We start from the raw sequence: 18,190 nt of genomic DNA, 5'->3' as shown, positions 1-18,190 counted from the left end.
CTTACTCCAGCTTTATCTTGTCGCCGCCTTCACAAATCTCGCGGTACACCTGCAGATAGTTTTCCGCCATGTGACGTACCGCAAAGCGGTCCTCGAACAGTTGTCGGCAGCGCACGCGATCGATATCTTCGATCTTTTGTGCCGCCTGCAAGGCCTCCTCCTGATTGTTGACCATGAATCCGGTGACGCCGTCTTCCATGATCTCTGGCACCGATCCATGACGGTATGCAATGACAGGAGTGCCGCACGCGAAAGATTCGATCAAGACCAATCCGAATGGTTCGGGCCAGTCAATAGGAAACAACAAGGCGCGCGCACCACCCAGCAACTGTCGCTTTTCTGATTCGCCGATTTCACCGACATATTCAATCAATGGATGCTTGAAAAACTTCTCGATGGATTCCTTGAAATAGGCTTGATCGGCGCGATCGATCTTTGCTGCAATTTTTAAGGGCACGCCGGATTTGATCGCGATATCAATGGCGCGATCGACTCTTTTTTCCGGAGAAATTCTTCCAACGAATGCAAAATATTCACCCGGCTTTGCATGGAATGCATATAGGTCGTTTGGCAAGCCATGATAGACAGTCCCGCGCCAGTTCGCCCACGGCAATGGCGTACGTTGACTCTTGGAAATCGAGACCAGCGGCGCATCATTGAAATGGCGATATAGCGCCACCAGTTCCGGCAAATCGAGCCGTCCATGTAAGGTAGTAACATGCGGCACCGCCATGGCCTGTGCCAAAGGAAGATGCAGATAATCCGTATGGAAATGGATGATGTCAAATTCTCGCGCCATTTCACGCAAGCGATCGAGCATCACAGTGAGATAAATCATCCATTCCTGCTTTTGTGGATCAAGGCGATCACTTTTCGGAATGCCTGGTATCAAGCGGGCTGCGGTAATCGAGTCGCCGGATGCAAACAAGGTAACTTCATGGCCTTGCTTGACCAGCTCTTCAGTGAGGTAAGAAATAACCCGCTCGGTACCGCCATATGCCTTGGGAGGCACGCGTTCGAATACGGGAGAAACCTGGGCGATTCTCATGGCGGCTGCAGTCCTCCGCAAAGTTGAATTGGCACGCACCGGACAAGAATGGGTCAGGTATTGGTGCAAAACCCATGCCGACAAGCTGATAAAAAAATGCCCTTGAGACACTCATGTTCAAGGGCATTTTTGCAGTCATGCCGGACAAGCGCTCCGGCCGCAACAACGTCGGTGGTTTACTTTTTAACCGATGGATGGGCATGCTTGCTGTCTGAAGCCTTGGCTTCGGCTTGCGCCACTTTTGCATCATTCTTGCCGCCTGCCGTTGCAGGGACGCCGGCATTGGCCTTTGCCTGGCCATTCACAGTCAAGCCGGCCTTGGACAGATTCGCTGCACGCTTGTCGCCGATGCCTTTTACACGCGCGGAGAAATCATTCCAGTCCTTGAATGGACCGGTACGCTTGCGTTCATCAAGGATAGCCTTGGAGGTTGCCGGTCCGATTCCCTTGACGCCATCCAGGGCAGCTTGATCAGCTTTGTTGACATCCACCGGGGTCAAAGCAAAGCACAGGCTGGCAATCCCTAGACCAAGCAACAGCACGAGTTTCTTAAACATTTACATTACTCCAGATCAGTAGTTAATAAAGATGGGCATCAGAGAACGGAATAATTCGATCCGCCTCAATTAATATTTTATTAACAACCACTGAAGTAAAATTGTATTTTTTACATTGTTTTGATCGCGGTTAACATAGATTGCCAAGGCGAAAGAAAGAGGCTTGTGACAAAAAAGAAGAGTCGGAATATTGCCAGCCATTTGCCAGCATGTTCAGTTCATGACGCTTAACTCTTCCGTGCGCCGCGGAGGATAGGTTTCCCACAGGCTGCATCCCGGACATTGCCAATAGAACTGACGCGCCTTGAAACCGCAATGCGTGCATTGGTAACGTGCCAGCTTTTGCGCGTAGTTATGCACGAGATTTTTCACTAGGGTAAGCTCGCCGCGCGCTTCCGGCGCCACCTCAATGAGACGGGACTCGAGCAATTTATCCAGCCCGAGCAAGGTAGGCGTACGGCGCAATTCATCGCTGATCAACTGGTTGGCGGCGGCCTCGCCTTCCTGTTCGAGCACCGCCTTGAACGCCACTTCCAGCAGATCGATCGACGGCGCCTGGGCCAGATAGGACTTCAGCAGATTCAAGCCTTCCTGCGGGCGGCCGACCTGGCGGTAGCCATCCATCAGCCGCTGCGCCACCAGCGCCACGTGGGGCACGCTCTGCTGCTCGACGCGGCGCCAGGCCATCAAGGCTGATTCGATATCGCCTTTAGCTTTGTATGCATCGCCTGTCAGCATGGCGGCACGCACGCTGCCGCGATCGGTCGCCAGCGCCTGTTCGAGCAAGGCCAGGGCCGCATCGGCATGGGTATGCACCAGCTCATCCTGCGCCAGCTCGCAATAGAATTGCGCGATTTCGGTCTGGCGCGAGCCTGCGCCGGAATTCTGCAAGTCGCGCGCGGCTTCGATGGCGCGGCGCCATTCCTTTTCGCGCTGATAAATCTCCAGCACCGCGCGGCGCGCCTGGGCGCCATATTGCGTATCGGTCAGGCTCTTGAAGGTTTCCTCGGCCCGGTCGAGCAAGCCGGCCTTCAGGTAATCCTGGCCGAGCTCGTATTGCGCCTGCGCCTGCAGATCTCGCGGCAAATCAGGTCGCGACAACAGATTTTGATGCACGCGGATGGCACGCTCGGTTTCGCCGCGGCGGCGGAACAGGTTGCCCAGCGCAAAATGCAGCTCGGCGGTTTCCGGATCCAGCTTGACGATCTCGATGAAGGCATCGATGGCCTTGTCGGGCTGATCGTTGAGCAGGAAATTCAGGCCTTTGAAATAAGCCTTGGGCAGGCTGCGCGATTCCGACACCAATTGGCGGATATCGACCCGCGCGGCAATCCATCCCAGCCCGAAAAATATCGGCATGCTCAGCAGCCACCAGATTTGGAATTCCATGTATGTTTGATTTTGTTATGGCGTAATAAGGACCGGGACTTGGGCGCAGCGCTCAGGCGCCGACAATGGAATCAGGCGATGGCGGCTGCAAGGTTGCCAGATGCTGCATCTCGCTTTCCTTTTGCATTTTCCTGATGGTCTTGTCCTGCTTGGCCAGATTGCGGCGCTGACGGAAGAATGTCGGAGTCATCGCCAGCACGCCCAGCACGAAACCACCCATGGTAAAACCCATCAGCAGCAGCGGCAATGGCCCATGGACTTCATAGCCCGAGAAAAGCACCAGACTGGCTTCCCTGTCCATGTTCTTCAGCGCGACGGCGAAGACAATGACAAACAATATGACCCAGATTATTTTGGAAACCAGCTTCATGATGAAATCCTTTCATGCTGCATGCGCTTGCGAGAAGCTCTGCGTTCAAAGACAGCTGAAATTGTACGCGAAACAAGGCAAAAAAAACGGCATCCGAAGATGCCGTTTTCCGCTTGCGAGTTGGGACTTTAGTCATCCTTGATCGGCTGACCGACCATCGCATCGACGCGTTCACGCAATTCCTTGCCCGGCTTGAAGTGCGGCACCCGTTTTTCGGGCACCATCACCTTGTCGCCGGACTTGGGATTGCGGCCGATGCGCGGCGGCCTGCTGTTCAAGGCAAAGCTGCCGAACCCGCGAATCTCGATGCGCTGGCCAGCCGCAAGCGCGTCGGTCATCGCATCCAAGATGGTCTTGACCGTGAAATCCGCATCCTTTGCTACCAGTTGCGGATAACGCTCGGCCAGGCGGGCAATCAGCTCTGACTTGGTCATCGTTCAGTCGCCTTTACTGCTCGCTTATTGCTTGTTGTCGAGCTTGGCCTTCAACAGGGCGCCCAGGCTGGTCGTGCCGGAGGCTGCGTTCGAATCAGCGGCCATCTTTTGCATGGCTTCCTGAGTTTCGGCGTTGTCCTTGGCCTTGATCGACAGCTGGATGCTGCGAGCCTTGCGGTCGATGTTGATGACCAGCGCTTCGACCTTGTCGCCCACTTTCAGGTGCGTACCGGCATCTTCCACGCGGTCGCGGGAGATTTCGGAAGCACGCAGATAGCCTTCGACTTCATCGGTCAGTGCGATCACGGCGCCTTTCGGCTCAACCGATTTGACGGTACCCGAAACGATCGCGCCCTTGTCGTTCAACGCAGTATAGTTGTTGAACGGGTCGCCTTCCAGCTGCTTGACGCCCAGGGAAACGCGCTCGCGCTCGACATCGATTGCCAGAACGACGGCTTCCAGCTCGTCGCCCTTCTTGAACTTGCGCACAGCTTCCTCGCCGGCTTCGGTCCAGGACAGGTCGGACAGGTGCACCAGGCCGTCGATGTTGCCAGCCAGGCCGATGAACACGCCGAAGTCGGTGATCGACTTGATCGCGCCCTTCACCTTGTCGCCCTTCTTGTGGTTCATGGCGAAATCGTCCCAAGGATTCGGCTTGCACTGCTTCATGCCCAGGGAGATACGGCGACGCTCTTCGTCGATTTCCAGGACCATGACTTCGACTTCGTCGCCCAGTTGGACAACCTTGTTCGGCGCCACGTTCTTGTTGGTCCAGTCCATTTCGGAGACGTGCACCAGGCCTTCGATGCCTTGCTCGACTTCCACGAACGCACCGTAGTCGGTCAGGTTGGTGACCTTGCCGAACAGGCGGGTGCCTTGCGGATAGCGACGCGACAGACCGGTCCAAGGATCGTCGCCCAGTTGCTTGACGCCCAGGGAAACGCGGTTCTTCTCTTGATCGAACTTCAGAACCTTGGCGGTGATTTCCTGGCCAACCGTCAGCACTTCCGACGGATGACGCACGCGGCGCCATGCCAGGTCGGTGATGTGCAGCAGGCCGTCGATGCCGCCCAGGTCAACGAACGCACCGTAGTCGGTGATGTTCTTGACGATACCGTTGACGATGGTGCCCTCTTTCAGGGTTTCCAGCAGCTTGGCGCGCTCTTCGCCCATCGAGGCTTCGATCACGGCACGGCGCGACAGCACGACGTTGTTGCGCTTGCGGTCCAGCTTGATGACCTTGAATTCCAGGGTCTTGCCTTCGTACGGGGTGGTGTCCTTGACCGGACGGGTGTCGACCAGCGAACCCGGCAGGAAGGCGCGGATGCCGTTGGTCAGAACGGTCAGGCCGCCCTTGACCTTGCCGTTGACGGTACCGGTAACGATCTCGCCGGACTCCATCGCTTTTTCCAGCGAGAGCCACGATGCCAGGCGCTTGGCCTTATCGCGCGAGAGGATGGTGTCGCCGAAACCATTTTCCAAGGATTCGATGGCGACGGAAACATAATCACCGACGTTGACTTCGAGTTCGCCAGCGTCGTTCTTGAATTCTTCGAGCGGGATGAAAGCTTCGGACTTCAGGCCGGCGTTGACGATCACGAAATTGTGGTCGATACGCACGACTTCGGCGGAGATGACTTCGCCGGAACGCATATCCTGGCGCGACAACGACTCTTCAAACAGGGCCGCAAAGCTGTCAGCGCCGAAAGTTTCTGGGGAGGTAGCAACAGTAGACATAAAAATTAAGGGTTAGCCGATTCCGTCACACATGCAACGAACACCGGGAAAAGTTAATCAACTCCCGAACAAGCCTTGCGCCTGCACGGGCACCACTACTACAGCAGCGCTCTCTTCAGACCACGTGCTGTTTCTTCAACGCTGCATACCATCCAAGCACCTGTGCTACCGCCTCATCAACGGTCATATTCGAGGTATCCAGAACATATGCCCCTTCAGCGGGTTTCAAGGGCGCGATCTTGCGATTCGCGTCGCGCTCATCGCGCTCTCTCAAATCCTTCAGAAGGTCGTCCATATTAGCAGAAAAACCCTTGCCAATCAATTGCTTATACCGCCGATCCGCACGCGCCTCAACACTTGCTGTTAGGAACACCTTTAGCGGAGCATTGGGGAAAATTACCGTCCCCATATCGCGTCCATCCGCCACCAGGCCAGGCGCCTTGCGGAAATCGAGTTGCAAGCCATACAAGGCTTGTCGCACAGCCGGCAAAGCAGCGATTTTCGATGCGCTATTGCCAACTTCTTCGGCACGGATGGCGGCCGAAACATCATCCGCGCCCAGGAATATGTGCTCGCCTTTGAAAGATACCGGCAAGTCGCGCGCCAGTTTGGCAAGGGCATGCTCATCATGCAAATCCGTGCCTTTGCGCAGCGCCGACAAGGCCGTCAAGCGGTACAACGCGCCGGAGTCGAGATAATGAAAGCCCAGTTTCTCGGCAACGAGATGGGATACCGTTCCCTTGCCGGATGCGGTCGGGCCATCGATGGTGATAACAGGAATATGAGAAGTCGTCATGGCGCAACAAGCAAGGGTTAAAGCGGGCGATGCTGGGCAATCCGGCCAAAGGCATCAAAATATTCAGGGAAAGTCTTGGCGACGCATTTCGGGTCGTTGATGCGGACTTTCACACCGCGCCGTGCTGCCCCATCCAGCGATGCCAATGAGAAGCACATCGCCATGCGGTGGTCGTCGTAGGTATCAATGGCGGCAGGCTGAAGCTGGGCCGGCGGCGTGATGCGCAGGTAATCCGCGCCCTCTTCCACGGTTGCGCCAAGTTTGCGCAATTCGGTTGCCATGGCCGCAATGCGGTCGGTTTCCTTGACGCGCCAGCTGCCGATGTTGCGCAGGGTGCTGGTGCCGTCGGCAAACAGTGCCGCCACCGCGATCGTCATGGCAGCGTCCGGGATATGGTTGAAATCGGCATCAATGGCACGCAATGTCGCGCCGCCTTGCGCCTCGATCCAGTTGTCACCCAAGGTAATCGATGCGCCCATCTGTTCCAGCGCCTCGACAAAGCGAACATCGCCTTGAATACTGTCGCGGCCGACACCTTCCACCCGCACCGGCCCGCCGGCAATCGCGCCGGCAGCCAGAAAGTAAGAGGCGGAAGACGCATCCCCTTCGACATGAATCGTTCCAGGACTGGTGTAATGCTGCCCCGGCTTAATCGTAAAAGATTGCCAGTCCTGGCGATGCACCTCGACGCCGAAACGACGCATCAGGTTCAGGGTAATTTCGATATACGGCTTGGAGATCAGTTCGCCGACCACTTCAATCGTCACCGCGTGAGTTCGTGCCATCAACGGCGCAGCCATCAGCAAGGCCGTCAGGAACTGGCTCGACACATTGCCGCGCACACGCATGCGGTCGGCATGGATATGCCCGCGACGGATGCGCAGCGGCGGATAGCCATCTTCGCCGGTGTACTCGATCCGGGTCCCGGCAGCATTCAGCGCTTCGACAAGGTCGCCGATTGGCCGCTCATGCATGCGCGGCACGCCATGCAGCGTGTAGTCGCCGCCCATGACTGCCAGCGCTGCCGTCAGTGGACGGATCGCCGTGCCGGCATTGCCCATGAAGAGATCGGCCTCATGATTTGGAAACGCGCCGCTGGCGCCGTGCACCAGATAATTGCGGCTTTCGCCCTCCTGCTCCCATTTCACGCCCAGCTTTTGCAAGGCCATGAGCATCACGTGGGTATCATCGGATGCCAGCAGGTCGCAGATGCGTGTGCTGCCTTGGCACAGCGCCGCCAGCAGCAAGGTGCGATTGGAAATGCTTTTAGAGCCCGGCAGACGTACGCTGCCGCTGGCATGCATGGCCGGATTGAGGTCGAGATGATTAGGGTAATGTTTCATGACAATCAGTTTCCACCGCGTGGTGCCGGCTTTTCCGCCGTTTCAATAGTCTTGCTCCAGGCATGACGCGCACGTTGTGCATTGGCATACACCGTTTCCAGCGCGGCGCCATCTCCGGCAGCCAGCATCGCGCGCATGCGCTCCAGCTGCGCCATGTAGTCATCCAGTTCGCGCAGCAGCGCCGTCTGGTTGGCCAGGCTGATATCGCGCCACATTTCCGGCGACGAGCCGGCAATGCGCGTGAAATCGCGAAAGCCGCTGGCGGCGTACTGGAACAGCAGGTCGGCATGCGGTTTGCGCGCGATGTCATCCACCAAACCGAAGGCAAGCAAGTGCGGCAAATGACTGACTGCGGCGAACACGCTATCGTGCTGTTCGGCGCTCAGGCGATGGATCAGCGCGCCGCACTGACGCCAGGCGCCGGCCACGCACTCGATATCTGCTTCGGTATTTTCCGGCAAGGCGGTCAGCACCACTTTCTTACCGACGTAAAGATCCGCCAGCGCGGCATCCGGCCCGCTCAACTCGGCGCCGGCAATCGGATGGCCGGGCACGAACTGGCTGATTTTCTCGCCCAATGCTTCGCGGGCCGCCGCGACCACGTCGCACTTGGTGCTGCCGGCATCGGTCACGACCGTGCCGGGACGCAGATGCGGCGCGATGGAAGCAAGGATTTTCCCCGTCTGCGCCACCGGCGCGGCCACCAGCACCAGATCGGCGCCTTCCAGCGCTTCGGCGACCGAGGTGGACGCCACATCGATGATGCCAAGCTCTTTCGCACGTTCCAGCGTTGCGGCAGTCCGGCTTACACCGACCACCTGGCCCACGGCGCCGGCGCGTTTCAGGGCGAGCGCGAAAGAACCGCCGATCAGGCCCACGCCAAAGATTGCAATTTTTTTCAACACGGTCGGTAAGGGAAAAGGCTACAGCGCCAACGGATACGAACCAAGCACCTTGAAGAAGGCAGCGGTACGCTTCAATTCATCGAGCGCCCTGACGACCTTTTCATCGTGCGCATGACCCTCGACATCGACAAAGAAATAATATTCCCAAGCACCGGTGCGGGCCGGCCGCGATTCGAAGCGTGTCATCGATACGCCATGCTCGGCCAACGGCGCCAGCATGCGGTACACCGCGCCCGGCTGATTCGGCACCGACAGCACCAGCGAAGTCTGGTCGCGCCCCGAGGGGGAAGTTTGCAGTCTGCCGATTACGGCAAAACGCGTGCGGTTATGCGGATCGTCCTGAATGTTCGCATGCACTACCTGCAAGCCATATTTTTCACCGGCGATCTCGCCGGCGATGGCGGCGACCGATGCATCTTCACTGGCCATGCGCGCCGCTTCGCCATTGGAGGCCACCGGCTGCCGTTCGATATTCGGGAAATGCTGATTCAGCCAGGCCTGGCACTGCGCCAGCGCCTGCGAATGCGCGCAGATGCGGGTAATGCCTTCCATGCTGCCGCTCTTGGTCATCAGGCTGTGATGCACGGGAATCGAAATTTCCCCGCTGATGGTCAGCGAAGTCTGCAACAGCAGGTCAAGGGTGCGGTTGATCGTGCCTTCGGAGGAGTTTTCGATCGGCACCACGCCGAAATCTGCGGTGCCGGCCTCGGTGGCGCGGAACACTTCATCGATCGAGACGCAGGGCTCGCCCTCGACAGCGTGGCCAAACTGCTTGAAGACGGCCTGCTCGCTGAAGGTGCCTTCAGGCCCCAGATAAGCGACGCTGACGCGCTTTTCCAGCGCGCGGCAAGCCGACATGATTTCGCGGAAGATCGTCTGCAGATCAGTACCAGCCAGCGGGCCAGGATTGCGGTCAGCGACGCCACGCAATACCTGCGCTTCGCGTTCGGGCCGAAATACCGGCGCATTGGTTTCCGCTTTAACGTGGCCGACTTCCTGGGCAAGACGCGCACGCTTGCTCAGCAGGTCGAGGATTTGCGCATCGATCGCATCGATCTGTTCGCGCAGGGGTTTGAGCTTGCTATCCATTAAGCGTGCTGTTTCTCGAATTCTTTGAGGTAATCCACCAGCGCGCGCACGCCTTCGATCGGCATAGCGTTATAGATGGAAGCGCGCATGCCGCCGACCGACTTGTGGCCTTTCAGTTGCAGCAGGCCACGATCCTTGGCGCCGGCCAGAAAGGCATCATTGAGCGATTCGTCACGCAGGAAAAATGGCACATTCATGCGCGAGCGGCATTCCCTGGCGATGCGGCTGACATACAGGCTGCTGGAATCGAGGTAATCGTACAGCAGGTCAGCCTTGGCGATATTGCGCAATTCGATCGCCGCCACCCCACCCTGACGCTTCAACCACTGAAACACGAGACCAGCGATATAGATGCCGTAAGTCGGCGGCGTGTTGTACATCGAATTATTGTCCGCCACCAGCTTCCAGTCGAAAGCCGAAGGGCAAACCGGCAAAGCCTGACCAATCAGGTCGTCACGCACGATGACAATGGTGACGCCGGCCGGGCCGATATTCTTTTGCGCGCCGGCGTAGATGACGCCGTATTTCGACACATCAATGACACGCGAGAGGATGTTCGACGACATGTCTGCCACCAGCGGCGCGCCATTGGTATCGGCTGCCACGTCAGGCACATAATGGTATTCGACGCCGTCGATGGTTTCGTTGCTGCAGATGTGCACGTAGGCAGCGTCCTTCGACAGCTGCCAGGTGTGGCGCTCGGGGATGGCGTTGTACTTCGTATGCGCCGCCGATGCGGCGACATTCACATTGGCGTACTTTTTCGCTTCCTTGATCGACTTGGCCGACCAGGAACCGGTATCGATGAAATCGACTGTTGCCGGCTGCGCCTTGTGACCGACCAGATTCATCGGCACGATGGCATTTTCCGCCAGCGCCCCGCCCTGCATGAACAGGATCTTGTAATTAGCCGGCACCGCCAGCAACTCGCGCAGGTCGCGTTCGGCTTGCTCGTAGATGGAAATGAATTCCTTGCCGCGATGGCTCATCTCCATCACGGACATGCCGCTGCCGTGCCAGTCGAGCATTTCGGCGGCGGCTTGTTCCAACACTTCCCTGGGCAAAACCGCCGGCCCGGCGGAGAAGTTAAAAACGGTCATGCTTCCTCCGCAGCGCCACTTTCACCCGCATTCCCGCCGCCATTTTCATTGCCACTCTCGCCGCCGTTTTCGTCTTCGACGTCCGCCTCGGCGATACGCTGCAGGCCCGACAGCTTGGTGCCATCCTCGACTGCGATCAGCGTCACGCCCTGGGTAGCACGGCCCATTTCGCGGATTTCGGCCACGCGGGTACGGATCAACACGCCGCCAGTCGTGATCAGCATGATTTCATCCTTTTCCTCTACCAGCGTCGCAGCGACCACCCGGCCGTTACGCTCGGAGGTCTGGATGGCAATCATGCCCTTGGTGCCGCGGCCATGGCGAGTGTATTCGCCGATCGGCGTACGCTTGCCGAAGCCGTTTTCGGTAGCGGTCAGCACCGACTGGTTCTCGCCGCCGGCAACCAGCATCGCAATCACCAGCTGGCCGTCTTCCAGGTTCATGCCGCGCACGCCGCGCGCCGTACGGCCCATTGGACGCACATCGTTCTCGTCGAAGCGCACGGCCTTGCCGGCGTCGGAGAACAGCATCACGTCATGGGTACCGTCAGTCAATGCCGCACCGACCAGGAAGTCGCCCTCATCGAGGTCGACCGCGATGATGCCGGCCTTGCGCGGGTTGGAGAAGTCGTTCAGCGGCGTCTTCTTGACCGTGCCGAAGGAAGTCCCCATGAACACATAACGGTCTTCCGGGAAGCTGCGATTCTCGCCCGACAGCGGCAGGATCACGGTGATCTTCTCGCCGTCCTGCAGCGGGAACATGTTGACGATCGGCTTGCCGCGGGAATTGCGCGAGCCCTGCGGCACTTCCCATACCTTCAGCCAGTACAGGCGGCCACGGTTGGAGAAGCACAGGATGTAATCGTGCGTGTTGCCGATGAAGAGCTGCTCGACCCAATCTTCTTCCTTGGTCGCCATCGCTTGCTTGCCACGGCCACCGCGCTTTTGCGCGCGGTATTCGGACAGCGGCTGCGATTTCATGTAACCGGCGTGCGACAGCGTCACCACCATATCCTGGGGGGCGATCAGGTCTTCGGTTTCCAGGTCGGAGGTATTCAGCTCGATCTGCGAACGGCGACCATTCTTGTTGGGATCTCCGTATTCATTCTTGGCAGCGTTCAACTCGTCAACGATGATGGCGGCCACGCGCGCCGGCTTGGCCAGGATGTCCAGCAGATCGGCGATCTGCGCCATGACTTCCTTGTATTCGTTGACGATCTTGTCCTGCTCCAGGCCGGTCAGGCGCTGCAGACGCATCTGGAGGATTTCCTGAGCCTGATCGTCCGATAGCTTGTACAGGCCGTCGGCCTGCATGCCGTAATGCTTCGGCAGGTTTTCAGGACGGAAGGCATCGATGCCGCCGATGTTCTCTTCGCCGGTACGAGACAGCATCTCGCGCACCAGCGACGAATCCCAGGCGCGCGCCATCAGTTCGGCTTTCGCGATCGGCGGCGTCGGTGCAGCCTTGATGATGGCGATGAAATCGTCGATGTTCGCCAGCGCCACTGCCAGGCCTTCCAGCACGTGGCCGCGTTCGCGCGCCTTGCGCAGTTCGAACACGGTGCGGCGCGTGACGACTTCGCGGCGGTGCGACAGGAAGCATTCCAGCATCTGCTTCAGGTTCAGCAGCTTGGGCTGGCCGTCGACCAGCGCCACCATGTTCATGCCGAAGGTATCCTGCAACTGGGTCAACTTGTACAGATTGTTCAGCACCACTTCAGGCACTTCGCCGCGCTTCAGTTCGATCACCACGCGCATGCCCGACTTGTCGGACTCGTCGCGGATATCGGAAATGCCCTCGATCTTCTTCTCGCGCACCAGTTCGGCAATGCGCTCCAGCAGCGACTTCTTGTTGACCTGATACGGGATCTCGTCAACGATGATCGCGGTGCGGCCATCCTTGCCATACTCTTCAAAGTGAGTCTTGGCGCGCATCACCACGCGGCCGCGGCCGGTACGATAACCATCGCGCACGCCGGCAACGCCATAGATAATACCGGCAGTCGGGAAGTCCGGCGCCGGAATGATCTCAATCAGCTCATCGACCGTGCAATCCGGATTCTTCAGCACGTGCAGCGCGCCGTTGATCACTTCGCTGATGTTATGCGGCGGAATATTAGTCGCCATACCCACCGCGATACCGGACGAGCCGTTGATCAGCAGATTGGGCACGCGCGTCGGCAGGACGGAAGGTTCCTTCTCTTTGCCGTCGTAGTTCGGCACGAAATCGACGGTTTCCTTCTCGATATCGGCCAGCAGCTCACCGGCGATCTTGCCCAGACGGCACTCGGTGTAACGCATAGCCGCGGCGCCGTCGCCATCCACCGAACCGAAGTTACCCTGACCATCGACCAGCATGTAGCGCAGCGAGAACGGCTGTGCCATGCGCACCAGCGTGTCGTAGATTGCCTGGTCGCCGTGCGGGTGATACTTACCCATCACTTCACCGACCACGCGCGCGCATTTCACGTGCGGACGGTTCCAGACATTGTTCGTCTCGTGCATTGCATACAGCACGCGACGATGCACCGGCTTTAGGCCATCCCGCACGTCGGGCAGCGCGCGCCCCACGATTACGCTCATCGCATAATCGAGATAGCTCTTGCGCATCTCCTCTTCAAGGGAAATAGGAATAGTTTCTTTTGCGAATTGATCCATTGGCTGACCGAGTGGGTAAAGACTGAAAACAGGCTGAAAACGGAATCAGGCTGGACTATGCGCATTTACACATAGCGCGGCCGTTAAAAACACTAGATTTTAACATGGCACACCTCTTGCCAGACTTCATTTGACTTCGGCACGGCCTGAATCCGACAAAAGAGCCAGTTAGGGAGGATGGATGATAAAAAATCCTGAAAAGCCAAAGGCACTGCATCAAGCTCAACAAAACTTATAAAAACACAAAAAACGATTTTTACCCCATCGGTACACTGATCTCGACGTTCTAATGTGGCCAAAGCAACAATTAGCGCCTTCGATTAGCATGTGTTGTTGATTTAAGAAACTATCCCTTTACCAAAATGGCATTTCAATTCAACAATTTTGTTAAAGGAATACGTCGCATAAATGCAACAATGGATGAAAAGAAGCCGCTGGACGATTTGGCAATTTAGTCTGAATGTCAAGCCTGTGGCAAAATAGCATCAGTTAGGTCCTTACCGTAGTACCAACGTTTTTCAGGTAGGGACGTAGACATCATGATATTATTGGTTTGTTAGTCATTAATTTCGTCAATTGTTGCGCAGATACTGTGCAGAAATCTCATCCGAGAGGGGAAATATGAATAAGTTTGTAAAAATCGTCTTCGCTGCTTCTTCGGCAGTCATGGCTTTCTCTGCGACTGCGCAAGTCACGGACGTCAAAGCTAACACCCCGAAGAGCGCATATGTGCAAGATGCGCGCGGCGTAGTTGCCCGTAACTCGACCGGCTTGTGCTGGCGTACCGCTTACTGGACTCCGGCTGATTCCGTGCCGGGTTGCGACGGTCCTCTGGCCAAAGCACCTGAGCCCGCCAAGCCAGCTGCTGCTCCGGTTACTCCGGTTGCTCCGACTCCGACCTCGGAAAAAGTCACCTTCTCGGCTGACACCCTGTTCGACTTCAACAAGGCTACTCTGCGTCCGGAAGGCAAAGAAAAACTGGACGACCTGTTCCTGAAATTGTTCGGCATGCAACTGGAAGTGATCGTTGCTACCGGCCACACCGACACCATCGGTTCCGACGCCTACAACCAGAAGCTGTCGGTCAAGCGTGCCGAAGCTGTCAAGAAGTATCTGGTTGAAAAAGGCGTGGAAGAAAACCGCGTCTACACCGAAGGCAAAGGCGAGTCCGCTCCGGTCGTTACCGACTGCAAGGGCAACCGTTCCGCACAGATCAGCTGCCAGCAGCCGAACCGTCGCGTGGAACTGGAAGTTGTCGGTACCCGCACCAAGTAATATCGGTTCACCGTCTGAAAAACCCCGCTTCGGCGGGGTTTTTTGTTATGGCGACGATCCGCCTTTGCCGCTATCATTTGCATATGAATGCTGATCCCTTGGAACTACAAAAATTCGGCGAACTCGCTCACCGCTGGTGGGATCCGACCTCCGAATTCCGTCCTCTTCACGAAATCAATCCGCTGCGCCTGGAATGGATAAATGCGCGCGCGCCCTTGGCTGGCAAGAAGGTTGTCGATGTCGGCTGCGGCGGCGGCATCCTGGCTGAATCGATGGCAAAGAAAGGCGCCAATGTCACCGGCATCGATTTGTCGGAAAAGCCGCTCAAGGTAGCCGATCTGCACAGTCTCGAATCGGGCGTCCAGGTACGCTATGAATTGATTGCCGCCGAAGCGCTGGCTGCGCGGGAGCCAGGCCAGTACGACGTGGTGACGTGCATGGAAATGCTGGAACATGTTCCCGATCCTGCCTCCATCGTCACGGCTTGCGCCACGCTGGTAAAACCGGGCGGGCACGTGTTTTTCTCGACGATCAACCGCAATCCCAAGTCTTATCTGTATGCAGTGATTGGCGCGGAGTATATTTTGAAACTGCTGCCGCGAGGGACGCATGATTACGCCAAGTTTCTGACTCCCGCCGAACTCGGTCGCTTCATTCGCGAGGCTGGCCTGGATCTGGATAGTCTCAAGGGTATGGGATACAACCCGATCACCCAAACGTATTCGCTGAATCAGGATACCAGCGTCAATTATCTGGTGGCCTGCACCCGTCCCGCCTGACAAAGTTTAGAAAGCCGTACGCATGCGCTTGCGCCTTCCCCGCGCCGTCTTGTTCGACCTCGACGGCACACTCGCCGATACCGCGCCAGACCTGGCCGCCGCCGTCAACCTCATGCGCAGCGCTCGCGGTTTGCCGCCAGTGCCGTATGAGCAGTTGCGTCCGGTCGCTTCGGCCGGTGCGCGCGGACTGATCGGCGCGGCTTTCGGCACCGGTCCTGAGGCTCCGGAATTTGCGGCGATGCGGACCGAGTTCCTCGACAATTACGCGGCCGCGATCGCGATCCATACCCGCCTGTTCGATGGCATCCGCGAGACGCTGAATGGTCTTGTGCAGGCTGGCCTGCAATGGGGAATCGTCACCAACAAGCCGGCACGGTTCACCGATGCCCTTGTGCCATTGATCGGTTTGGGAGATGCCGCCTGCGTCATTTCCGGCGACACTACGCCGCATGCCAAGCCGCATCCCCAACCTTTGCTGGAAGCGGCTTTGCGGATAGGAGTGGCATGCGAATCATGCTGGTATGTCGGTGACGATCTGCGCGATATCCAGGCTGGACGCGCCGCCGGCATGGCGACGATTGGCGCCGGCTGGGGGTATTGCGGCAATACCGACCCGGTAAGCTGGGAAGCGGACGTGTTGATCGCTCAGCCGGGTCAGTTGCTGGAATTGGCCCTTCCGCAATAAGCGCTTTCATTAGATCCTTGCTTTTGTTCGATCAGTCCATGTCATGGACAATTCTTCTATTCCCGGATCGATAATGAGAAAGCCATCTGGTTACCAGGTGGCTTTTATATTTTGCCAGCACTGGATACGTAAACCATTGGAATGCTTGAGAATGCAAACCTCATGCTATTTTCCTATCCGTAATTTCATTAAGGCCGCAAGTTCCTAATGCTTCACACGCCCCTCTTCCTGTAGCCTAGGCCTTACCATCACGAGTTCATCTTCGTAAGTACCTATTCGAAATATTTCGAAATAAACATGTCGAATTTATTTACAATGCATGCAACAAATCGCCCTTCCAATAATAATATTCTTATATAAATCATATACATAACTCAATATGGCATAAAGATTGCTGTTCAATAAAAGTTTTTAATTTGACAACAAAATTGAAGCCATATTCATGATAACTCAACGTTTGAAATCGGCTGTTTTCCTTACAGCTCTTGCGCTTGCAGGCTTACCTGCCAGTGCCGCTACCGTCACTGCGTCAATCTCCTATGACACACTCGGGCTAGCCAATACCAGCTGGCTCGTTCCGGCCAGTGTAACGGCAAGCAACAGCAACTCTGTTTCGTTGACCGCCTCGGACCTACCCCCGATCCCGTATTACGGCAATGATCTGCACCACACAACGTACATGAGAGCCACCGCCGACTCAGATATATCTGGTGTCATCGGAGCAAATACCAGTTTGCGGGCTGGCGGGCGTGTGGATGCCGTTTCAACTTGGAGCGACACCTTCTCCAATTCGACTGGCGATTCCCAAAACTATGGCTTCAACATTGCCATCGCCGAAATCAATTTAACACTCGGAGGCTGGACTGCAGATCTGAGCACGCGTGACTATCAAGCTGGATTTTCCGCCAGCGTTCTGGTCAACGGCAATTCGGTATGGAATACCAGCCAGATATTCTCGCAAAATGGCACTGGAGTCCATCTGACAAAATCAGGGTTTGACATCGGAACAGGAATAACCAGCTGCGACGAGAACGATATCCCCAGATGTTTTTATGAGTTAGCCCCGTACACGGGAACCATCGACCTAGGCACTTTTGCTGACGGCGACATCTTCTCCGTAAGCTACATATTTTCTAGCTTCGCGTACTGGAACGACCCCAATGGTTGTTCCTACGAATGCGGGTCGGTCGGTTCACAAGTGCTCGATCCTTTCGGCTTGACTGGTGGTAATCGCGTCGTAGCGCTTTCCAGCACTCCCGGAAACAGCGTTCCCGAGCCGGAAACCTATCTGCTGTTTCTCGCAGGCCTGGGTTTGATGGCTGGCGCTATGCGCAGTCACAAAGCAAAACGCAAATAAGCCTAACGAACGAGTATGTGAAGCGCCGTTCAATGAAAATTGAACGGCGTTTTTTTGCGACTTGAAACCGTCCGGCACGTCCCCATCTTCTGCGCTACAATAGAGTTTCTGCATTGGGGACGACCTGGTTTCGACAGGGGTTACAAAGCAGCGCAGGGCATACCGAGGACTGGTCACCTCGTAAATCCAACCGGAAAAGTAATAACTGCTAACGATAACTCGTACGCATTAGCCGCTTAATTGCGGTTAGCCTCACACCATCTCGTCCCTGGGGTGGGCTGGCAACAGCAGTGAGGTCATTTACAGGGAATCGCTTTGAGTCGGGTTACTTGGCTGAAAGTTAAATTTAAGGTAACTCGCCTGGCCGCAGCGTGCGCGTCCGCGTCGTCCGGGTTAAATCAAATGACAGCGCTAAGTATGTAGAACTGTCTGTAGAGGGCTTCTGGACGCGGGTTCGATTCCCGCCGTCTCCACCAAATTAAAAAAGCCACCCGGCTTGTTGGGTGGCTTTTTTAATTTGTAGGTATCCCTGCTAGAAGCGAACCCGCGGGACGCGGGGCGCAGGCAGGGTTTCGGCGAGCACTGCTCGCCGCTGCCGGAGCGGATTTGCGCTTGCAAGCGCAAAGACCGGGAGATTCCCGCCGCCCTGCAGGACCAACATTACCCTGC

General features: G+C 56.9%; 16 protein-coding genes and 1 other RNA gene. 5 read left to right on the top strand and 12 right to left on the bottom strand.

Translation table 11 applies throughout. The features are described from left to right. Position 1: 1 nt before the first annotated feature. From EDC30_RS10905 to gyrA, 12 genes are all read right to left on the bottom strand, one after another. The gene (locus tag EDC30_RS10905; RefSeq protein WP_132258872.1) at positions 2-1,048 is read right to left on the bottom strand and encodes a glycosyltransferase family 4 protein; all 1,047 of its coding nucleotides are present in this window, start codon (positions 1,046-1,048) and stop codon (positions 2-4) included. A gap of 176 nt (positions 1,049-1,224) precedes the next feature. Then, positions 1,225-1,605 (bottom strand): ComEA family DNA-binding protein, encoded by a 381-nt coding sequence (locus tag EDC30_RS10900; RefSeq protein WP_132258871.1) that lies wholly within the window; start codon positions 1,603-1,605, stop codon positions 1,225-1,227. Between the two features lie 213 nt (positions 1,606-1,818). Further along, the gene (lapB, locus tag EDC30_RS10895; RefSeq protein ID WP_132258870.1) at positions 1,819-2,994 is read right to left on the bottom strand and encodes a lipopolysaccharide assembly protein LapB; all 1,176 of its coding nucleotides are present in this window, start codon (positions 2,992-2,994) and stop codon (positions 1,819-1,821) included. A 52-nt stretch (positions 2,995-3,046) separates the two neighbouring features. After that, entirely contained in the window at positions 3,047-3,364 is a 318-nt protein-coding gene (locus tag EDC30_RS10890) for a LapA family protein (RefSeq protein ID WP_132258869.1), read from the bottom strand. A 128-nt stretch (positions 3,365-3,492) separates the two neighbouring features. After that, a complete protein-coding gene (locus EDC30_RS10885; RefSeq protein WP_132258868.1) occupies positions 3,493-3,798 on the bottom strand; it encodes an integration host factor subunit beta in 306 nt (101 codons plus the stop codon). Positions 3,799-3,822: 24 nt separating this feature from the next. Further along, positions 3,823-5,535, bottom strand: a complete 1,713-nt coding sequence (rpsA, locus tag EDC30_RS10880) for a 30S ribosomal protein S1 (RefSeq protein ID WP_132258867.1) — start codon at positions 5,533-5,535, stop codon at positions 3,823-3,825. Positions 5,536-5,650: 115 nt separating this feature from the next. Next, positions 5,651-6,331 carry a (d)CMP kinase gene (gene cmk / locus EDC30_RS10875; protein WP_132258866.1) on the bottom strand — a complete coding sequence of 227 codons (681 nt, stop codon included), beginning with the start codon at positions 6,329-6,331 and terminating at the stop codon, positions 5,651-5,653. Between the two features lie 17 nt (positions 6,332-6,348). Continuing rightward, positions 6,349-7,674, bottom strand: a complete 1,326-nt coding sequence (gene aroA / locus EDC30_RS10870; RefSeq protein WP_132258865.1) for a 3-phosphoshikimate 1-carboxyvinyltransferase — start codon at positions 7,672-7,674, stop codon at positions 6,349-6,351. 5 nt (positions 7,675-7,679) lie between these two features. After that, positions 7,680-8,576, bottom strand: a complete 897-nt coding sequence (locus tag EDC30_RS10865) for a prephenate dehydrogenase (protein ID WP_132259018.1) — start codon at positions 8,574-8,576, stop codon at positions 7,680-7,682. Between the two features lie 21 nt (positions 8,577-8,597). Next, the gene (gene pheA / locus EDC30_RS10860; protein WP_132258864.1) at positions 8,598-9,668 is read right to left on the bottom strand and encodes a prephenate dehydratase; all 1,071 of its coding nucleotides are present in this window, start codon (positions 9,666-9,668) and stop codon (positions 8,598-8,600) included. Next, positions 9,668-10,768 (bottom strand): 3-phosphoserine/phosphohydroxythreonine transaminase, encoded by a 1,101-nt coding sequence (serC, locus tag EDC30_RS10855; RefSeq protein ID WP_132258863.1) that lies wholly within the window; start codon positions 10,766-10,768, stop codon positions 9,668-9,670. The genes pheA and serC overlap by 1 nt, the downstream gene beginning before the upstream one ends. Next, positions 10,765-13,425, bottom strand: a complete 2,661-nt coding sequence (gene gyrA / locus EDC30_RS10850; protein WP_243656731.1) for a DNA gyrase subunit A — start codon at positions 13,423-13,425, stop codon at positions 10,765-10,767. The genes serC and gyrA overlap by 4 nt, the downstream gene beginning before the upstream one ends. A 621-nt stretch (positions 13,426-14,046) precedes the next feature. On the opposite strand from gyrA, the gene ompA reads away from it, so the two are divergent. From ompA to ssrA, 5 genes are all read left to right on the top strand, one after another. Then, positions 14,047-14,700, top strand: a complete 654-nt coding sequence (ompA, locus tag EDC30_RS10845) for an outer membrane protein OmpA (protein WP_132258862.1) — start codon at positions 14,047-14,049, stop codon at positions 14,698-14,700. Between the two features lie 83 nt (positions 14,701-14,783). Then, a complete protein-coding gene (ubiG, locus tag EDC30_RS10840) occupies positions 14,784-15,479 on the top strand; it encodes a bifunctional 2-polyprenyl-6-hydroxyphenol methylase/3-demethylubiquinol 3-O-methyltransferase UbiG (RefSeq protein WP_132258861.1) in 696 nt (231 codons plus the stop codon). A gap of 22 nt (positions 15,480-15,501) precedes the next feature. Continuing rightward, positions 15,502-16,164: a phosphoglycolate phosphatase gene (gene gph / locus EDC30_RS10835; protein WP_132258860.1), complete on the top strand. Its 663-nt coding sequence runs from the start codon at positions 15,502-15,504 to the stop codon at positions 16,162-16,164. Positions 16,165-16,606: 442 nt separating this feature from the next. Beyond that, on the top strand, positions 16,607-17,521 hold the full coding sequence (locus tag EDC30_RS10830; RefSeq protein WP_132258859.1) for a PEP-CTERM sorting domain-containing protein: 915 nt from the start codon (positions 16,607-16,609) through the stop codon (positions 17,519-17,521). Positions 17,522-17,636: 115 nt separating this feature from the next. Beyond that, positions 17,637-17,997: a transfer-messenger RNA gene (gene ssrA / locus EDC30_RS10825) on the top strand. The last annotated feature ends 193 nt before the right edge of the window (positions 17,998-18,190 follow it).

This window comes from Paucimonas lemoignei (genome assembly GCF_004342585.1).
Taxonomy (GTDB): Bacteria; Pseudomonadota; Gammaproteobacteria; order Burkholderiales; family Burkholderiaceae_D; genus Paucimonas; species Paucimonas lemoignei.
Note: the sequence above shows the minus strand (reverse complement) of the source record. Positions and strands in the feature narration are given on the sequence as shown.